Genomic DNA, 14,640 nt, shown 5'->3' with positions numbered 1-14,640 from the left:
ATCCCCTCGTGGATGAGGCGTTCATCGCTCACCTGATCAGTACGATGGCGCGTGCATTGTCGCCGGCGCTGCTGCCCTTTGTCGTGGCCTGCGGCGCGGGCAGCTTGCTGTTGCGGTTGCTCGATGACTTGCGCAGTGCGATGGCGCCGCGCACGCGCGTGCCGCTGGTCATGACAGCGTTGCTCTCGGCGGTTGGGCTATGGGCGGTGCCGCTGCTGCCGCTGCTTGCGCATTGGCCGCTGCACAAAGACACCGCTGTGCTTGTAATGACACTGGCTTCGTTCTGCTGGAGTCTGGCCGTTGCGGCGCTGTGGTGCGTGCTGGGCGGCCGCGCAGGCGTAGTGCGTGCCATGTTGCTTGGCGTGTTGCTGAGCGGGAGTGGCCCGGTGGCGGTGCTACTGTTGGCGGGCGTGACGAGCTTCAGCACCACCGCCTGGGAAGACGCTGGGCTGCTCGGCATCGTCATGGTGCTGTCGGCAGTGGCGTGTGCGGCGGCGCTGCAGGTTGCGCTCTCTGCACGATCGGGCGCGACGGGGGTGGCGGTACGCCGCCCGGGCGTGAGTCTGTTTGTGAGCGTGCTGTTTGGCACCGCCTTGACGGTGGATGCGATGTACACGGCGTCGCTCGCAGGCTCGTTTTCGACGCTTTCCGCCATGCCGGGCGATGCGCCGGCAGGGTTGCGGTTGCTGCTTGTGATGGGCGCAGTTGCAACGGTGCTCGCTGCTTTGCTGCTGGGCTATCGGGACCGCGCTACGGGTGACACTGCCGCCGCCATCGCAGCGCGCGAAATTCGTCTGCGCAAGGAAACCGTGCAGGCGCTCAACGACCTGGAGCAGAGTTACCGCCGCCGCGAAGCAGAACTCGTTGCACGCCACCAACTGTTGCTCGACGGCGCAGATTTCGGTCTTTGGGAGTTCGATCTGGTCACGCGCGCCGCGCAGTTTTCCACGCGCTTTGCCGCCATGCTCGGCTACACGCTCAAGGAGATCGGCCCAAGCACGAGCGAATATCTCCGCCTGGTGTATCCGGATGATTTGCCCATGGTGCTTAATCGCATCCAGGCGCACGTTGACGGCAACACGCCCGCATACGTGGCGGAATTCCGCATGCGGCATAAGGATGGCAGCTATCGCCAGATTGCCGCGCACGGCGTGGCAGTGCGTGACGCCGGTGGCCATGCCGTGCGCATGGCAGGGTCGCATATCGAGGTGGCAGCAAAGGTGGCCTCGGCAGAAGTTGCCGTGGCGTCTTATTCAGCCTCCGTCGACGCGCCCGAAACGCTGCGTCGCCATGGCTTGTGGGAGTCGTGGACGCCTGTCGATCATCCCGCCGCAGAAGCTGTCGCACCGCAAAAAGAATCGACATCAACGCCCGTGCCCGCCACGACGTCCACGGGCGGCACGCTTCCGAGCATCAATCCTGACGCCTTGCGCTGAGGCGTTTGCTTTCTTTCCCTTTCTCGCTGGCGAACGGGCACTTGAGTGCATGTCCTACTCAAGTTTTTCGTGTTTGTGTTCGATAGCTCAAGCAGAGCGCGTGTAATCGCGCCAGGGGAGCGCCGCGAACGGCATTCGTGCCATGCGCGGGCAAAAGAAACGCTTGGAGGGAAGGAAGATGAATCGACTCACGCTTCGTCAGAAGCTGTGGCTGCCGCTCGTCCTGAGTTGGCTTTGTCTGTTGTTGATCACATTGTGGAGCGCCTGGGAAACCCGCACCCTGCGTCTGGAAGAACGCGAGCGCGACTTGCAGAACATCAGTGAATCCGTATTCAGCATCATCAAGGACTACGGGCAGATGGCGCAAGACGGCAAGCTCACCGCCGACGACGCACGCGCCCAGGCCCTCGCGCGCATCAAGGTGATCCGCTACGGTAAGGACGGCTACTTCAGCATCAACCAGACCAACTCGGTGATGGTGATGCACCCGATCAAAGCCGAAATGAACGGCAAGGACATGTCGGGTTTTACCGATCCGGCGGGGAATCATCTGTTCCAGGAAATCTCTCGCGCGGGCAAGAGCGGCGGCGGTTTTGTCGACTATCTATGGCCGAAGCCCGGCGCGGAGGCGCCGCAGCCGAAGAAGAGCTACGTGCTGTATTACCAGCCGTGGGATTGGTGCCTCGTCACGGGCACCTACATGGACGACATCGCGACCGCATTCCACGCCTCGCTCCTCAAGGCACTGGGGCTGCTGTTTGGCGTCGGCTTGCTGATGACGGTGGTGGTCGTGGCCGTTACGCGCAGCCTACAGCGCCAGTTGGGGGGCGAGCCGGCCTATGCCGCACACATTGCCGGCCGCATTGCCGCGGGTGATCTGGCTGTGCAAGTTGAAACCCGCCCGGGCGATCGTGACAGCATGCTTTTCGCCATGTCGCAGATGCAGCAGCAACTGACCGGCACGATTGGCGACATCAAGAACTCGGCGGATTCCATTGCCAGCGCCACCAAGCAGATCGCCGCCGGCAATGCCGACCTGTCGCAGCGCACGGAGCAGCAGGCGTCGTCGCTGGAGGAAACCGCGTCGAGCATGGAAGAGCTGACGAGCATCGTGAAGCAGAATGCCGACAACGCGCGGCAGGCGAGCACGCTGGCCGTCAACGCGTCGGATATTGCGGTCAAGGGCGGCGAGGTGGTCGGGCGTGTGGTCGAGACCATGTCCGGCATCAACGAAAGCAGCAAGAAGATTGCCGACATCATTGGCGTGATCGAGGGCATCGCCTTCCAGACCAACATCCTGGCGCTGAACGCTGCTGTGGAGGCCGCACGCGCCGGCGAGCAGGGCCGTGGCTTTGCCGTGGTGGCGGGCGAGGTGCGCAGCCTGGCGCAACGCTCAGCAAGCGCTGCCAAGGAGATCAAGGAACTGATCGGCGATTCGGTGGGCCGTGTGCGGAACGGCTCGGCGCTGGTGGAAGAGGCCGGTGTGGTGATCCAGGATGTGGTAACTGCCGTGAAGCGCGTGACCGACATCATGGGCGAGATTTCTGCGGCGTCTGACGAGCAGAGTTCCGGCATCGAGCAGGTCAATCAGGCCGTGAATCAGATGGACGAAGTGACGCAGCAGAATGCCGCGCTCGTGGAGCAGGCGGCGGCCGCCGCGCTGTCGCTGGAAGAGCAGGCGCAATTGCTGCGCACGGCAGTGGGGCGCTTCCAGGTATAACGGCGCCTGACCTCTGTCGAGCAGAAATGCAAAAGGCCGGCATATTCGCCGGCCTTTCTCTTTTGTGGTTTCCGGCGCGCCTCTTCGTGCGGGCTCGGAATGCTGCGCTGAAAGCGCTGCTCAGGCGACCAGAAAATCCTCCATCTTCCGGCCCGACGACAGCTCCTTTACCAGCCAGCCCGGGCGCTTGCCACGGCCGGTCCAGGTGTTGCCGTTGTTGTCGCGGTAACGCACCGGCACCTTGCGGCCAGCCTTCTTCGAGGCCACGGCCCCCTTGGCGCCAAAACCGAGGTCTTCGGCGGTCAGGCCGTATTCCACGATCTTGTGCTTGATTTCAGCGATCACCGTCGCTTGTTCATTTGCCCGGAGTTCATCGGCTTGGCGCTGCAGTTCAGAGATCTTCTGAACGATTTCCTTGTAAGTCGGCATTATGGATTCCTCAACTTTGCAATTGAAACATGGGCACGCTCCCCGTAGCCCAGCGCATTATAACGACTTTGCACGTGAGAATTGAATTTCGTTAAGACCTCATGTCAACGGCGTGGATTTTCTGCTGCACTGCGCTTGCACAAACCTGCATGGGGCCGGCATTTGCGCGATATGTCGAATTCGTAAACATATGAACCATTGCAAAAACCATTGGGCAGTATTGCAATCGATGCAGTGCACTATCTACGCAATCCCGACACAATTCCTTTCTTATGTGACTGCTTCATTGCTTCGGCAATCGCATCTCTTCTTCGTCCAATATTTCCGAATATGAAGATGAAAGGTTGCTGAAAGGCTGTATCGCCTGCATCAGAACGGCGCATTTTCAGTGCCGCCTATTCGAGGTCGTCCGTTCAGGCGTACTCGATTCCAAGTAACCCCTGAAAATCCTTGGCAGGCATCGGGCGGGCCAGCAGATAGCCCTGCACCTGATCGCATTGCAGATTCACCAGAGCCTGCATTTGCGCTTCGGTTTCCACGCCTTCCGCCACCACGGTCATGTCCAGCGAGTGGGCCATCGCGCAAATGGCGCGAATGATGGCAGCTGCCTCGGGCGGATTGTCGTCGAGCGCAGAGACGAACGCGCGATCGATCTTGATTTGCTGGGCCCGAAAGCGTTGGAGATAACTGAGGCTGGAATAACCGGTGCCGAAATCGTCGATGGCTACCTCAAAGCCCAGCGACTGGATTTGACGGATGACCGCGATGCTCTGGCCGGCATCGCGCATGGCCGCCGTCTCGGTAATCTCGAACATCAACCGATGCGCGGCCACCTGATAGCGATGCAGGATCTGCGACAGACGCTGCACGAGATCGGGCTGCTGGAATTGCCGTGGCGAGAGGTTGACGGCAATGCGTTGCGGCGACATGCCGATGGCATCCCAATGCATGATCTGGCGGCAGACTTCTTCGACCACCCAATCGCCCAGTTCGACGATCGTGCCGGTGCGTTCGGCCAGCGGGATGAACTCCGCAGGCGACACCGGGCCCAGCTCCGGATGATTCCAGCGCAGCAGCGCTTCAGCGCCGGTCATGGCCTGCGTGCGTGCATCGTACTTCGGCTGGTAGTACACCGAGAGTTGCCCGTTGAGCGCTGCATGCGAGAGCGCACGTTGAATCTGCAACACGCGGTGCGCGGTGGTGTTCAGGCGTGGCTCGAAGAAGCGGTAGGCGTTGCCGGTGGACTGCTTGCAATCGAACATGGCGGTGTCGGCATGTTCAAGCAGCGTGTCCGCCGTCGCGCCGTTGTGCGGATGGACGACCACGCCAATGCTGGCGGTCGCGCGCAGTCGCCGACCATCCACTTCCACCGATTCCCGCAGGCGGAACAGCAGCTTGTCGCCGATGGTGGCGGCAGCTTCGGGCAGTGCCAGACCTTCAACGAGAATGCCGAATTCGTCGCCGCCCAGGCGTGCCACGGTGTCTTCGCCGCGAATGGCTTGGCGAAGGCGCTCCGCAATGATCTGCAGCACGCGGTCGCCCGCGTTGCGGCCGTATTGGTCGTTGATCTGACCGAAGTTGTCGAGATCCAGATAGAAGAGGGCAAACGGACGCCCGCGCCGCGTGGACGACAAAATTGCCGCCTCTAGTGCTTCGCGCAGATGCAGGCGGTTCGGCAGACCTGTCAGCGTGTCGTGGAGTTGGGGCCGAGGCGTGTGGTTTGCCACGCGCGCCAGTGATGCTTCCAGGTGCGCCTGCGCCGAGTCGACACGTGTTTCAAGCATCATCAGCACCGCATGCAAACCCAGTGCAATCAGCACGCCGCCGGCACTGAGCATGATGACGGGCACGATGTGCATCGTTGATTCGTCCGCAGGCCATGCGGTAGCGCCCGGCCACAACACAAGTGACAGCACAGCCGTTGTGGCCAGCACCGCCGCAGCACGTGCACGCAAACCCACGGCGGCGCGGCGCTGCCCAGGCGGCATATGAAACGCCATACACATTGCCAGGCACACGCCTGCGCCAAGCACCAGCGTGCCGCCGCCCCAGCCAAGCAGGGCGCGGCGCAGCGGCAAGGCCTCGTCATGCGCCCAGGGGCGTGTCAAGTACAACTCCATCGTCAACAGCCCGATGCCAAGCGCCATGGCGCCCATGACAATGCTGCGTCGTCGCGGAGCCTGTGCGCCATTGGAGGACGACGTGTCTGGCAACACGATGGAGAAAGCCGCCAGCGATGCTGCCAGCGCCGTCATGAGCGTCGCCGCAATCGGCGCGGATATGGGTGTGCCGACCTGCCGATGCAGGCCAAGCTGGCCTAGCCAAAGCCCCGACCACAACCCAATGCCAAGAATGGCCGCGCAGGCGATGCGCCAGTTGCGGCGTTTTGCGATCGTCGAGCCCCCCGGCAGACGTGTCGCAGCGTCCAGTGCGGCAAACGTGGTCAGCCCAGTGCAGACCCACGCAAACAGCAGCAGCGCAATATGGAAATCGTTATGCATGCGAGCGCATCCGGCGCGGCCCCCCGATCTACGACCAGCGCCTAGTCTGTGTTTTGCGGCGAGGATAGCGCAAAAACCTGTCGTTTCAGGCCGCGAAAAAGCGCGTTTGTTGCGCGCTATTCACAGAATGCGTCGGGATCATTCGCGGATACCGCCTCGCATCAAGCAAGCATGACGGCGCCACGCCTGTCTTAGAGGATCGGCAGAAACTGCCGAAACGTGAGCCGGGTATACGCGGATGGCTCGACGCCCGTGGTTGGGCGTCGGAGTCAGGCTAAGTGGAGAGGAAAATGGGGCGCGAACTCAGGCATTGAGGCGGCCGCGCCGGCGTGAAGCCGGAGTGGCGGCGCCTGCACGCTCCAGATCGACGCTGGGCAACAAATGCAACAGGCGCACCAGTTCAGACTGCCGATGCGTGCCGGTCTTGCGCAGGATGTCGCGGATATGCACGCGGACCGTGTGCAGCGAGAGGAATTCGCGCTCGGCAATTTCCTGCAAGGTTTCGCCTGCGGCCAGCCGCGCAGCGACGATGCACTCCTTGTTGGTCAGCCCAAAGAGTGAGGCGAGCACGCCGGCGTCCATGACCGAGCGGGCCTCGGAGTTGCCGACGAGTACCAGCGCCAGCGGCGAAGCCCAGGTCGAACGCATTGCATCGGAGGGCGCGAGGGGCGTAGCAATGAAGGGTACCGGGCGGCCATCGCGCGCCAGGTACATCCACGAACCGGCCGCGCCTTGTACGCCGAGAGAGCCGGCGGCATGTTCGATAAGGTTGCGCAGTGCAGCGTCGTGTGTGTGATCTGCCGAGTGCAGCAGGCCGCCATCTAGCGACAGACGGTCGTCGCCCGTCGTCATCGTGCGCGCCCAGGCATTGGCGTATTTCACGCGCATGGTGCGCTCGATGACCATCACACCGAAGTCCAGCGTATCCAGCCCGGCCATGCCGAGCGCGGCGAGTTCGTTCAGCTCCAGATTGCGCTGCTGCATGCGCGCAGCCCGCTGCAGGTGCGGCAGCACGCGCTGCAGGCGGGTCTCGCGGTCGATGGCGCTGACTTCCGACAGATCGTCGTCGCGCGTGCGCAGGCGCATCGTGACGCGCATGTCGGGCGTATCGATCAGGGTCATCGATGCCGACGGCGCCTCTTCAGGTTGCCCGGGGCCGAGCAGTTGCGGATCTTGGCAGAAGGCGTTGCAGTGGCCCGGCTGCGGGCAGTGCTGGCACCAGCCCGACGAAACGCCGTGACGCGGCGTGTCGGTGTGCTTGTCCCAGACGAAATAGTGTGCGCTTTCGGCGCCGGCGTAGACAGAGAGCAGGGCCAGGGCGATCGGCATCTGCGCAGGCTCAAGTACCGCCTCGTAGATGGTATCGACGAGTCGATGGAACTCTGCGTCATCCGATAGACGTTGCAGCATGATGGCCCCCGGTGCGTATTGCGACAGCTCTGAATGCAATCCCTTGCTGTCGGCGTGTTGCGGCGTGATGCCGCCGTCGCTGTAATGATTATTGTTGTTCTGCGCGACTTCTGTGGTAATCGGCAACTCTTTGGAAAAACTTAACATTCCGCTTTCGATGCTCCCAAATTCCGGCGGCGATGTATCCCCCCCTTCAGAGGGGAGTATGGGTGACTTTCAGCGCTGAAAATATAAAAAATATAAAAAAATTAGTTCACGTGTTCACGATATTGGCGCGTCAGTTGAACTGGTAGGTATAGGCCGCGTTGAACCGCAGGCTGCGCGAGCTTGAGTTGATCGGTTTGTCGCCGACGGGGCGCGCGACGGCGAGGTCCAGCGTGTAGTACTTCCGATCGGAGAAGCGCACGCCCAGCGCGATCGATCCAAGCTGATCATGCACGAGCGTGCCTGCGTTTGAATAGACCTTTGCGGTGTCGTACAGCACGTAGGGCTGCACGGTTTTCAGGTAATCCATCGATACCTGGAAGGCGCGGTTGAGTTCAACCGACGCGCCCCAGCCCCGATCACCCGCCACCTCACCAGCCGGATAGGCGAGGCCGAAGAAGCGCCCGCCAAAACTGATCTGCTCCGATGACGGCAGCACCGCGCCGCTGTACTGCGCGGCTCCCGACACCACCACGCCAAAGCCCATGGGCAGGTCGTGGGCTTCGCTGGCGGTGATGCGCGTGCGCAGGAAGCTCAGGTCGACGTTGTTGTTGGCGTTGACGGAGGCGGCCTTGCCCGCGCCGAGACTATTGATACCCTGGTACAAGCCCAATGATGCGCGTCGGGTCTCACCGGGCTTGACCTCGGTGTAGAGAACCTCGGCACCGGCCACGCGGACTCTGGTATCCAGCTCAGTTTGCGCCAGCGTAGTGTCTTGCGGGTTATAGCGCTGCTTGTCGTCGTTGCCATAGACGGTGCCCGTCACCGTCAGATTGCGCGAGTTCGACAGCAGCACCGGATAGCTCAATGACAACCCAAGCCGCTGCGTGTCGGTCAGGTAGCGCGATTGATAGCCCAGTTGCTCCAGCGGCAGATTTTCTGGCATGCCGCGATAGTGCGACCACGTGAGCTTGGCAAGCAGCCCGTCGGTGCCGATCGGCTGCGCCCAAGTGGCGGAGTAGAACGTCTCGTGATCCGACCCGCGCGGTTGCAGCGTCGACACGGTGATCTGCTCGCCCAGCGGCGTCACGCTGTTGAGCGTGCCTGTGATGATCGCCCGCACACCCGGCGAACGGTATTCGATGCCCGTGCCGATGGTGTACGGCTGGCGCTTGACGTTCAACACGAGTTCGCTCGCGCCATCCGTGGTGGTGGGCGGCTGCACGGTCGCGGTGATCTGCACGCCCGGTTGCTGCGCGAGCACACCGGTCACGCGCTCGAATGTTTCGCGGCGCAGGGGTTTTTCGTTCATCAGGCGCTTCGAGATTTCGCGCAGGCGGCCTTCCAGTGGCCCGGGTGTGCCCTCGATGCGCATGCGTGCCACATAGCCTTCGACCACGGTGACGCGCACGACGCCGCCTTCAAAGGTTTGTGCCGGCACAAAAGCAAACGAGAGGGGGAAACCGCGGTCGGCATACAGCTTGGTGACATCGTTCGCGGCCTGCAGCAGTTGCGCGACGGTGACGTCGTGCCCGGCCAACGGTGCGAAATGCGCGGCGACCTCGGGGAACGGCAGCGTCTTGACGCCTTCGATCTGGAACTTGGTCGGTGTGAGATGCGAGGCGAGCAGATTCTCCAGCGCCGGATTCGGCCGCTGCACTTCCACCTGGATCTTCTGCTGGGGCGGGCGGGAGGTATCGACCTTGGGAAGCGTGTCGATCGGGTTGCCTTGGTTGGGGCTGCTCTGGGCCCAGCTCAGCGCCGGGCCGGTCAGTGCTATGCCTGTGGCCAGGGCCAACCGCATGGTGGTGGTCCGCACGCCTGTCTCCTCCGTGATTTTCGTTTGTAGTGTCGCGAAGCCGTGCAGCCGCGCGTTGCATCAAACGATAACCGCGAGACATGGTGCTTTACAACAAGACACATAGAGGGAGCGTTCACGCAACGCAACGGCCCAGGTAAATACTGGGATGCGTCGATGCGTGGCAGCCAGCCCAGTGACGATGCCGCATTGCGCGGCATCGATGCGTTTGAAACGCGACAGCGGCGGACTGGCGTGATAGCCGGTCCGCCGAAGCCTCGATCGTGGATCAGCGGGGCGTGCCGCCCAGTGCGGTGCCCACCGTGCCCAGCAGACCGCCCACCGCGCCGGTAACTGGTGCCAGCGGAGTGGCCGCACCGGCCGACGTCAGGCCCGAGCCCACCGTGGTGACCACGTTGCCGACGGGGGCCGTGATCGTGCTGACGGGACCCAGCGGGTTGCTGGCACCGCCTGCTGCACCGCCCAGGCCACCTAGTGCGCTCGTGATCGGGGCCAGCGGGTTGGAGCCGCCAGCGCCGCCGAGACCACCCAGTGCGCCGGTGATCGGAGCCAGCGGGTTGCTGCCGCCCGCAGCACCACCCAGGCCGCCCACCAAGCCCGTAATCGGAGCCAGCGGGTTGGAGCCACCAGCGCCGCCAAGACCGCCAAGTGCGCCAGTGATGGGAGCGAGCGGGTTGCTACCGCCCGTGCCGCCACCCAGGCCGCCCAGCAAGCCCGTAATCGGAGCGAGCGGATTGCCACCCGATGCCGTCGGCGAATAGACCGCGCCGCCCAGCGCGGCAACCGTGTTGCCCGTGGCCGTCACCACGCCACCGAGACCGCTCACCACCGGAACGTTCGCTGCGGAGAGTGCGGTGCCGCCATTGGCCACCGCGCCGCCAATCGTGCCCAGCAGCGTGTTTGCCGGCGAGCCGAGGCCCGTGGCAGCGCCCAGCGTCTGTGTCCCGCTGGTGATCTGCGAAGTCAGCGGCACGATGGCCGTGCTCAGTTGCTGCGTGAGTTGTTCCACCGGGCCGGTCGACAGGGCCGAGCCCAGCGTGCTGCCGCCGTTGGCAACCGCCTGGCCGACTTGCGTGACCACGCCTGCCAGCGGTGTCGTCACCGGAGCCAGCGGCGCCAGCGGTCCAGTGCCAAGGTTATTGACCAGCGTGCCGGCGCTCGTGACCGTGTTGCCTGCGCCGGTCACCACATTCCCGAGGCTGGAAACCGTGGTGCCCACCGGATTGGCGTTGCGGCCGATGCTGCCCAACCCGTCTTGAATGCCAGTGCCCAGTGCCGAGACTGTCGCGCCGGCATTTTCGACCACGCCGCCCAGGCCACTTTGCGCGCCGCTCAGTTGCGAGGGCAGCGGTGCGGTGGCGATGGTATTGCCCAGGCCGCTCACGGTCGAGCCGGCTGCCGTGACGATGCCGCCTGCATTGTTGAGGACAGCGCCGGCCGGGGTCAGCGGCGCAGGTGCCGGAGTCGGACTGGGGGACGGCGAAGGCGAGGGCGAAGGCGACGGGGAGGGGGACGGCGAAGGCGTTGGTGTTGAACCGCTGCCGTTGTTATTCGAGCCGCCGCCGTTCGACCCACCGAGCGAGCTGCCCAAGTCGCCTGAACCGGAGCTGGCGCAACCACCCAAAACCAACAGGCTTGCCATGGTGGCGGCCAGGCACTTGATGTTCTTATTCATGATGGATCTCCCGTTTTAAAAAGTCCGCTTAAGTCAGCTGGAAAAGGTCTCACTGTCGATGTGAGGTGGCCGGACTCTGCAAACGGTGTGCCATGTCATGGTTATTACGCAATGCGTAATGAGGTGTGTGAACTTGCCGCGTTTAGCTCAATAAAAATGGAGGAATTGTGAAAACTAATCAGAATATGGGATTACATACCCCACCAAAGTAGGGGTTAAACGTTTGTTTCGGGGGTTATGTCTGAGGGAAATTGTGTTCCCGTGTCACGTTACGTCGTAACGCTCGGAACACGGATTTGGGTGGGGAACAGTCCGCGTTCAGGGCGGGGTAACACCTGGCGCGGTGCCCACAAAACCAATAACCACGCCGTCCTTTGAAAACTGAATCGGGCTTCTACCGCGCCTGGCATGCCATTTGCAGAATGTGGCCCGCAGTCCGCAATACCGAGCTCAGACATCAAGACACATCATTCCAAGAAGGGGACGGACCATGACTCACATTCGACACTCCATTCGCATTGCGCCATTGGCCTGCGCTGTCGCCGCTCTGATGCTGGCGGCTTGTTCTTCGGGAGGCTCCGGCTCGGGCAGTTCGCCGAATCCGAGCCCAAGCGACACGACGGGCGTGACGCCCGTTGGCAAGGTCGCAAACGGCACCGGCAACACCGTTGTGGCGACCGGCCAGGCAGTCAGCAGCCTCGGCTCGACGCTCCAGAACGCGAACATTCCCGGCCTGTCGGACCAAGCCAAGGCAGGCCTCGGCGGCACCGTGGACAACACTGGCAAAGCGGTTAGCGATCTCGGCCTGGGCATCCAGACCGGGCTCGGCAAGATGGGCCAGAACCCGAACCCGATCGGCACGACGGTGGCCAGCACCGGCAATGTCGTGACGGATCTCGGCCAGGCGACCGTAAGCGCCGGCTCCCTCGTGCAGGGCCTCGGCCAAGGCTCTGGCGCACCGCTCGCCCCGATCACCCAGCCGGTGGGCGGCGGCGTTCAGCAGATCGGCCAGGCGCTGATCGGCGGTGGCACGCTGCTGGGCAGCGCGCTGTCTTCCGGCGCGGTTCAGCAGGTGACGCAGCAACTGAGCACGGCGATCGTGCCGGTTACCACGCAGGTCAGCGGCGCCACCCAGATGATTGGCGATTCGACGGGCCTGGGCGGCGCCTTGAACAACCTGCTGGGGACCGTTGGCAGCGGCGTGGCCGGCGCCGGCAACACCATCACCGGAACGGGCGTGCCGGTGGTCTCGAACCTGGGCCCGGTGGTGACTTCACTCGGCACCACGGTCGCGGCAATCGGCGGCGTTGCCACGACCGGCGGCTCGGCGGGCAGCAATCCGCTGGGTGGCCTGCTCGGCGGCGTGGGCGGCGGCACTGGCGGCACGAACCCGCTGGCGCCGTTGACTGGCCTGCTGGGCGGCGCATCTGGCGGCTCCAACCCCCTGGCTCCTGTCACGGGTCTGCTGGGCGGCGCTGCCGGTGGCAGCAATCCGCTCGCCCCCGTCACCAACCTGCTGAGCGGCGCGACCAGCGCGGCCGGCGGCGCATCGGGCAGCAATCCGCTGGCCCCTGTTACCAACTTGCTGGGCGGCGTTGGCAGCCTAGCGCACTGAGCAGTACCTGTCTGTGCTCTTGAAGGTGCGCGGGCGTGTTCCCGTCGCTCGCGCATCCTTTTTTTGCCTGGACAGAAATGGGGAGCGTTCAGACCGGCCCCGAGGATTAATGGGAAACCCATCCAGATAATTGATCTAGTCTTAGAATCATTAGGGGATTTCCATTAGTTTTCAGAGGGTTGGCACGTCTTTAACGAAATTAAATAGAGACTTCACTCTAATTTGGGGCAAGTACCTCAATTGAGTTATTTTGTTTGCGGCACCGCACGCCTATAAAGTTGTTACGGGGTGTTACGTGACATACGTGACATGACCGAAAAAAATGAATGCCCATGGGGGGCGTGTGGTGATCATCGGGCGTGTTCGGGACGCTTCGTCCGGTGATATTTGAATTCCGTTCCATTAGTGGAACGGCGCGAACAGCGATTTTTTTTGCTGGTCGTGTCATCGCAGTAAATCCCCATGCGTTTAATTCGCTATTAGTCAATATGAACTGGCTACGGTTGGAGCGCCGAAAGCTGGTCGGGATCAACACATCCGCGGGCGAGTGCACAAACAGGAGAGAGATCATGAAGAACGCCATTCTGAAGTTCATCCGTGACGAACAAGGTGCCACCGCCGTCGAGTACGGCATGATCGCTGGCCTCATCGCAGCAGCGATCGTGACAATCGTGTCCACGCTCGGTACCAAGCTTGAGAGCGTGTTCGCGTCCATCTGCCAAGCCGTCAACAAGAACGTGGCTTGCTAGCAACCTGGTACGGCCACGTCGATACGCCAGGCTGGGCAGCGGTCGTAGTTCTTTCATTGGTTGCAATTGCGCAGGATTTCCGTGCAAGACGTGTGCCGAACTGGCTCGTCGCTGCGGGAGTTGTGCTGTCTGTCACCCTGATCAAGTTCGGCGGGGTACAGGCGCTTGCCTATGACTGGCAGGACTTCTGGCTCGGCGGAGCGATCGCGTTTGCCTGCTTTCTGCCGCTGTACGCCCTCGGCTGGATGGGTGCCGGCGACGTGAAGTTCTTCACTGTCGTCGGCCTGCTGGCAGGCTGGCATGGCCTTGTGGCCGTATGGCTTGTCTCGAGCATGATTTCCGGCCTGCATGCGCTCGCCATCATGGTGTTACGCCAGTTCGACGCGTCGTCGCCACCTGCATGGATCGTGATGCGCGTGTGCCCAGCGATCGTGCGTTGGGACATCGCTCAGGCAGGGCGCCGCGGCATCCCGTACGCCGCCTATATGGCAATCGGGTTGCTGAGCCTGCCATGGGTGCCCCCGGCGATGCGCATGCCATGGCTGCCGGGCATGTAGTTCAGACAGTTGAAGCGTTGAACAAGAGCCGCCAAGCGGCCAGCCTATAAGAAAGGAGTCGGCCATGCCGACATTGCAACGGGAACGGGAGGGTGCTCGCATGCACCCGCAAGTCCGCACGCATGCTGGCCGCTGCCCCGGGCGGCAAGGCAGTCGTGGCGCGGCTTCAGTCGAATTTGCCATCGTCGTGCCGGTGCTGCTGGTGCTCATGCTTGGCATCGTGTACTACGGCATGATCCTCGCCATGCAGCAGGCGCTGACCCTGGCGGCGGAAGAGGGCGCACGCGCCGCGCTCCGCTATCAGCCTTCCAACACGCAGCGCGTGGCGGCTGCCTATGCGGCCGTGACGTCGGTACTCCCCACCTTCCTTACCGGGCGGGTCCAGACCAATCAGAACAGCACCCCGCTCGTGAACTGCCAGAACGTGGCGGGCATGCAATGCCTGAGCGTGGTCCTGACGTTGCCCGTGACCTCCGGCAATAGTCCGTTGCTGCCTTCGATACCCCTGTTGCCCGCACCGGACACATTGACGGGCTCTGCCGTCGTGCAGCTGGTGCCTGGCTCCTGACACGTTTCAGTTCGCTG

At 62.9% G+C, this 14,640-nt stretch carries 11 protein-coding genes; 6 read left to right on the top strand and 5 right to left on the bottom strand.

Features of this window, described 5'->3' with window-relative positions:
• Positions 1-8 precede the first annotated feature (8 nt).
• A complete protein-coding gene (locus tag DOD19_RS21990) occupies positions 9-1,436 on the top strand; it encodes a PAS domain-containing protein (protein WP_112188112.1) in 1,428 nt (475 codons plus the stop codon).
• A gap of 178 nt (positions 1,437-1,614) precedes the next feature.
• Entirely contained in the window at positions 1,615-3,156 is a 1,542-nt protein-coding gene (locus DOD19_RS21985; RefSeq protein ID WP_024978677.1) for a methyl-accepting chemotaxis protein, read from the top strand.
• A 120-nt stretch (positions 3,157-3,276) separates the two neighbouring features.
• On the opposite strand, the gene DOD19_RS21980 is transcribed toward DOD19_RS21985, so the two are convergent.
• From DOD19_RS21980 to DOD19_RS21960, 5 genes are all read right to left on the bottom strand, one after another.
• Complete coding sequence (locus DOD19_RS21980) at positions 3,277-3,585, bottom strand: H-NS histone family protein (RefSeq protein ID WP_004627393.1); 309 nt, start codon at positions 3,583-3,585, stop codon at positions 3,277-3,279.
• A 413-nt stretch (positions 3,586-3,998) separates the two neighbouring features.
• Positions 3,999-6,086, bottom strand: coding sequence for a bifunctional diguanylate cyclase/phosphodiesterase (locus tag DOD19_RS21975; protein ID WP_112188110.1), 2,088 nt, complete (start codon positions 6,084-6,086; stop codon positions 3,999-4,001).
• Positions 6,087-6,389: 303 nt separating this feature from the next.
• Positions 6,390-7,643: a helix-turn-helix transcriptional regulator gene (locus DOD19_RS21970; protein WP_024978679.1), complete on the bottom strand. Its 1,254-nt coding sequence runs from the start codon at positions 7,641-7,643 to the stop codon at positions 6,390-6,392.
• 130 nt (positions 7,644-7,773) lie between these two features.
• On the bottom strand, positions 7,774-9,459 hold the full coding sequence (locus tag DOD19_RS21965; protein ID WP_112188108.1) for a ShlB/FhaC/HecB family hemolysin secretion/activation protein: 1,686 nt from the start codon (positions 9,457-9,459) through the stop codon (positions 7,774-7,776).
• Between the two features lie 268 nt (positions 9,460-9,727).
• The gene (locus tag DOD19_RS21960; protein ID WP_112188106.1) at positions 9,728-11,134 is read right to left on the bottom strand and encodes a collagen-like triple helix repeat-containing protein; all 1,407 of its coding nucleotides are present in this window, start codon (positions 11,132-11,134) and stop codon (positions 9,728-9,730) included.
• 490 nt (positions 11,135-11,624) lie between these two features.
• On the opposite strand from DOD19_RS21960, the gene DOD19_RS21955 reads away from it, so the two are divergent.
• From DOD19_RS21955 to DOD19_RS21940, 4 genes are all read left to right on the top strand, one after another.
• Positions 11,625-12,749, top strand: coding sequence for a collagen-like triple helix repeat-containing protein (locus DOD19_RS21955; RefSeq protein ID WP_112188104.1), 1,125 nt, complete (start codon positions 11,625-11,627; stop codon positions 12,747-12,749).
• Between the two features lie 569 nt (positions 12,750-13,318).
• Complete coding sequence (locus tag DOD19_RS21950; protein WP_024978683.1) at positions 13,319-13,498, top strand: Flp family type IVb pilin; 180 nt, start codon at positions 13,319-13,321, stop codon at positions 13,496-13,498.
• A gap of 92 nt (positions 13,499-13,590) precedes the next feature.
• Positions 13,591-14,055 carry a prepilin peptidase gene (locus DOD19_RS21945; RefSeq protein ID WP_024978684.1) on the top strand — a complete coding sequence of 155 codons (465 nt, stop codon included), beginning with the start codon at positions 13,591-13,593 and terminating at the stop codon, positions 14,053-14,055.
• Between the two features lie 100 nt (positions 14,056-14,155).
• Positions 14,156-14,623, top strand: coding sequence for a TadE/TadG family type IV pilus assembly protein (locus DOD19_RS21940; RefSeq protein ID WP_239498083.1), 468 nt, complete (start codon positions 14,156-14,158; stop codon positions 14,621-14,623).
• The last annotated feature ends 17 nt before the right edge of the window (positions 14,624-14,640 follow it).

It is taken from the genome of Ralstonia sp. GX3-BWBA (assembly GCF_003290055.1).
GTDB classification, from domain to species: Bacteria; Pseudomonadota; Gammaproteobacteria; order Burkholderiales; family Burkholderiaceae; genus Ralstonia; species Ralstonia holmesii.
Note: the sequence above shows the minus strand (reverse complement) of the source record. Positions and strands in the feature narration are given on the sequence as shown.

Bases quoted from the DNA above. Each gene is read 5' to 3' on its own strand.
- DOD19_RS21985 (WP_024978677.1), top strand. From the start codon at position 1,615: ATGAATCGACTCACGCTTCGTCAGAAGCTGTGGCTGCCGCTCGTCCTG.
- DOD19_RS21980 (WP_004627393.1), bottom strand. From the start codon at position 3,585: ATGCCGACTTACAAGGAAATCGTTCAGAAGATCTCTGAACTGCAGCGC.
- DOD19_RS21975 (WP_112188110.1), bottom strand. From the start codon at position 6,086: ATGCATAACGATTTCCATATTGCGCTGCTGCTGTTTGCGTGGGTCTGC.
- DOD19_RS21970 (WP_024978679.1), bottom strand. From the start codon at position 7,643: ATGTTAAGTTTTTCCAAAGAGTTGCCGATTACCACAGAAGTCGCGCAG.
- DOD19_RS21960 (WP_112188106.1), bottom strand. From the start codon at position 11,134: ATGAATAAGAACATCAAGTGCCTGGCCGCCACCATGGCAAGCCTGTTG.
- DOD19_RS21955 (WP_112188104.1), top strand. From the start codon at position 11,625: ATGACTCACATTCGACACTCCATTCGCATTGCGCCATTGGCCTGCGCT.
- DOD19_RS21950 (WP_024978683.1), top strand. From the start codon at position 13,319: ATGAAGAACGCCATTCTGAAGTTCATCCGTGACGAACAAGGTGCCACC.
- DOD19_RS21940 (WP_239498083.1), top strand. From the start codon at position 14,156: ATGCACCCGCAAGTCCGCACGCATGCTGGCCGCTGCCCCGGGCGGCAA.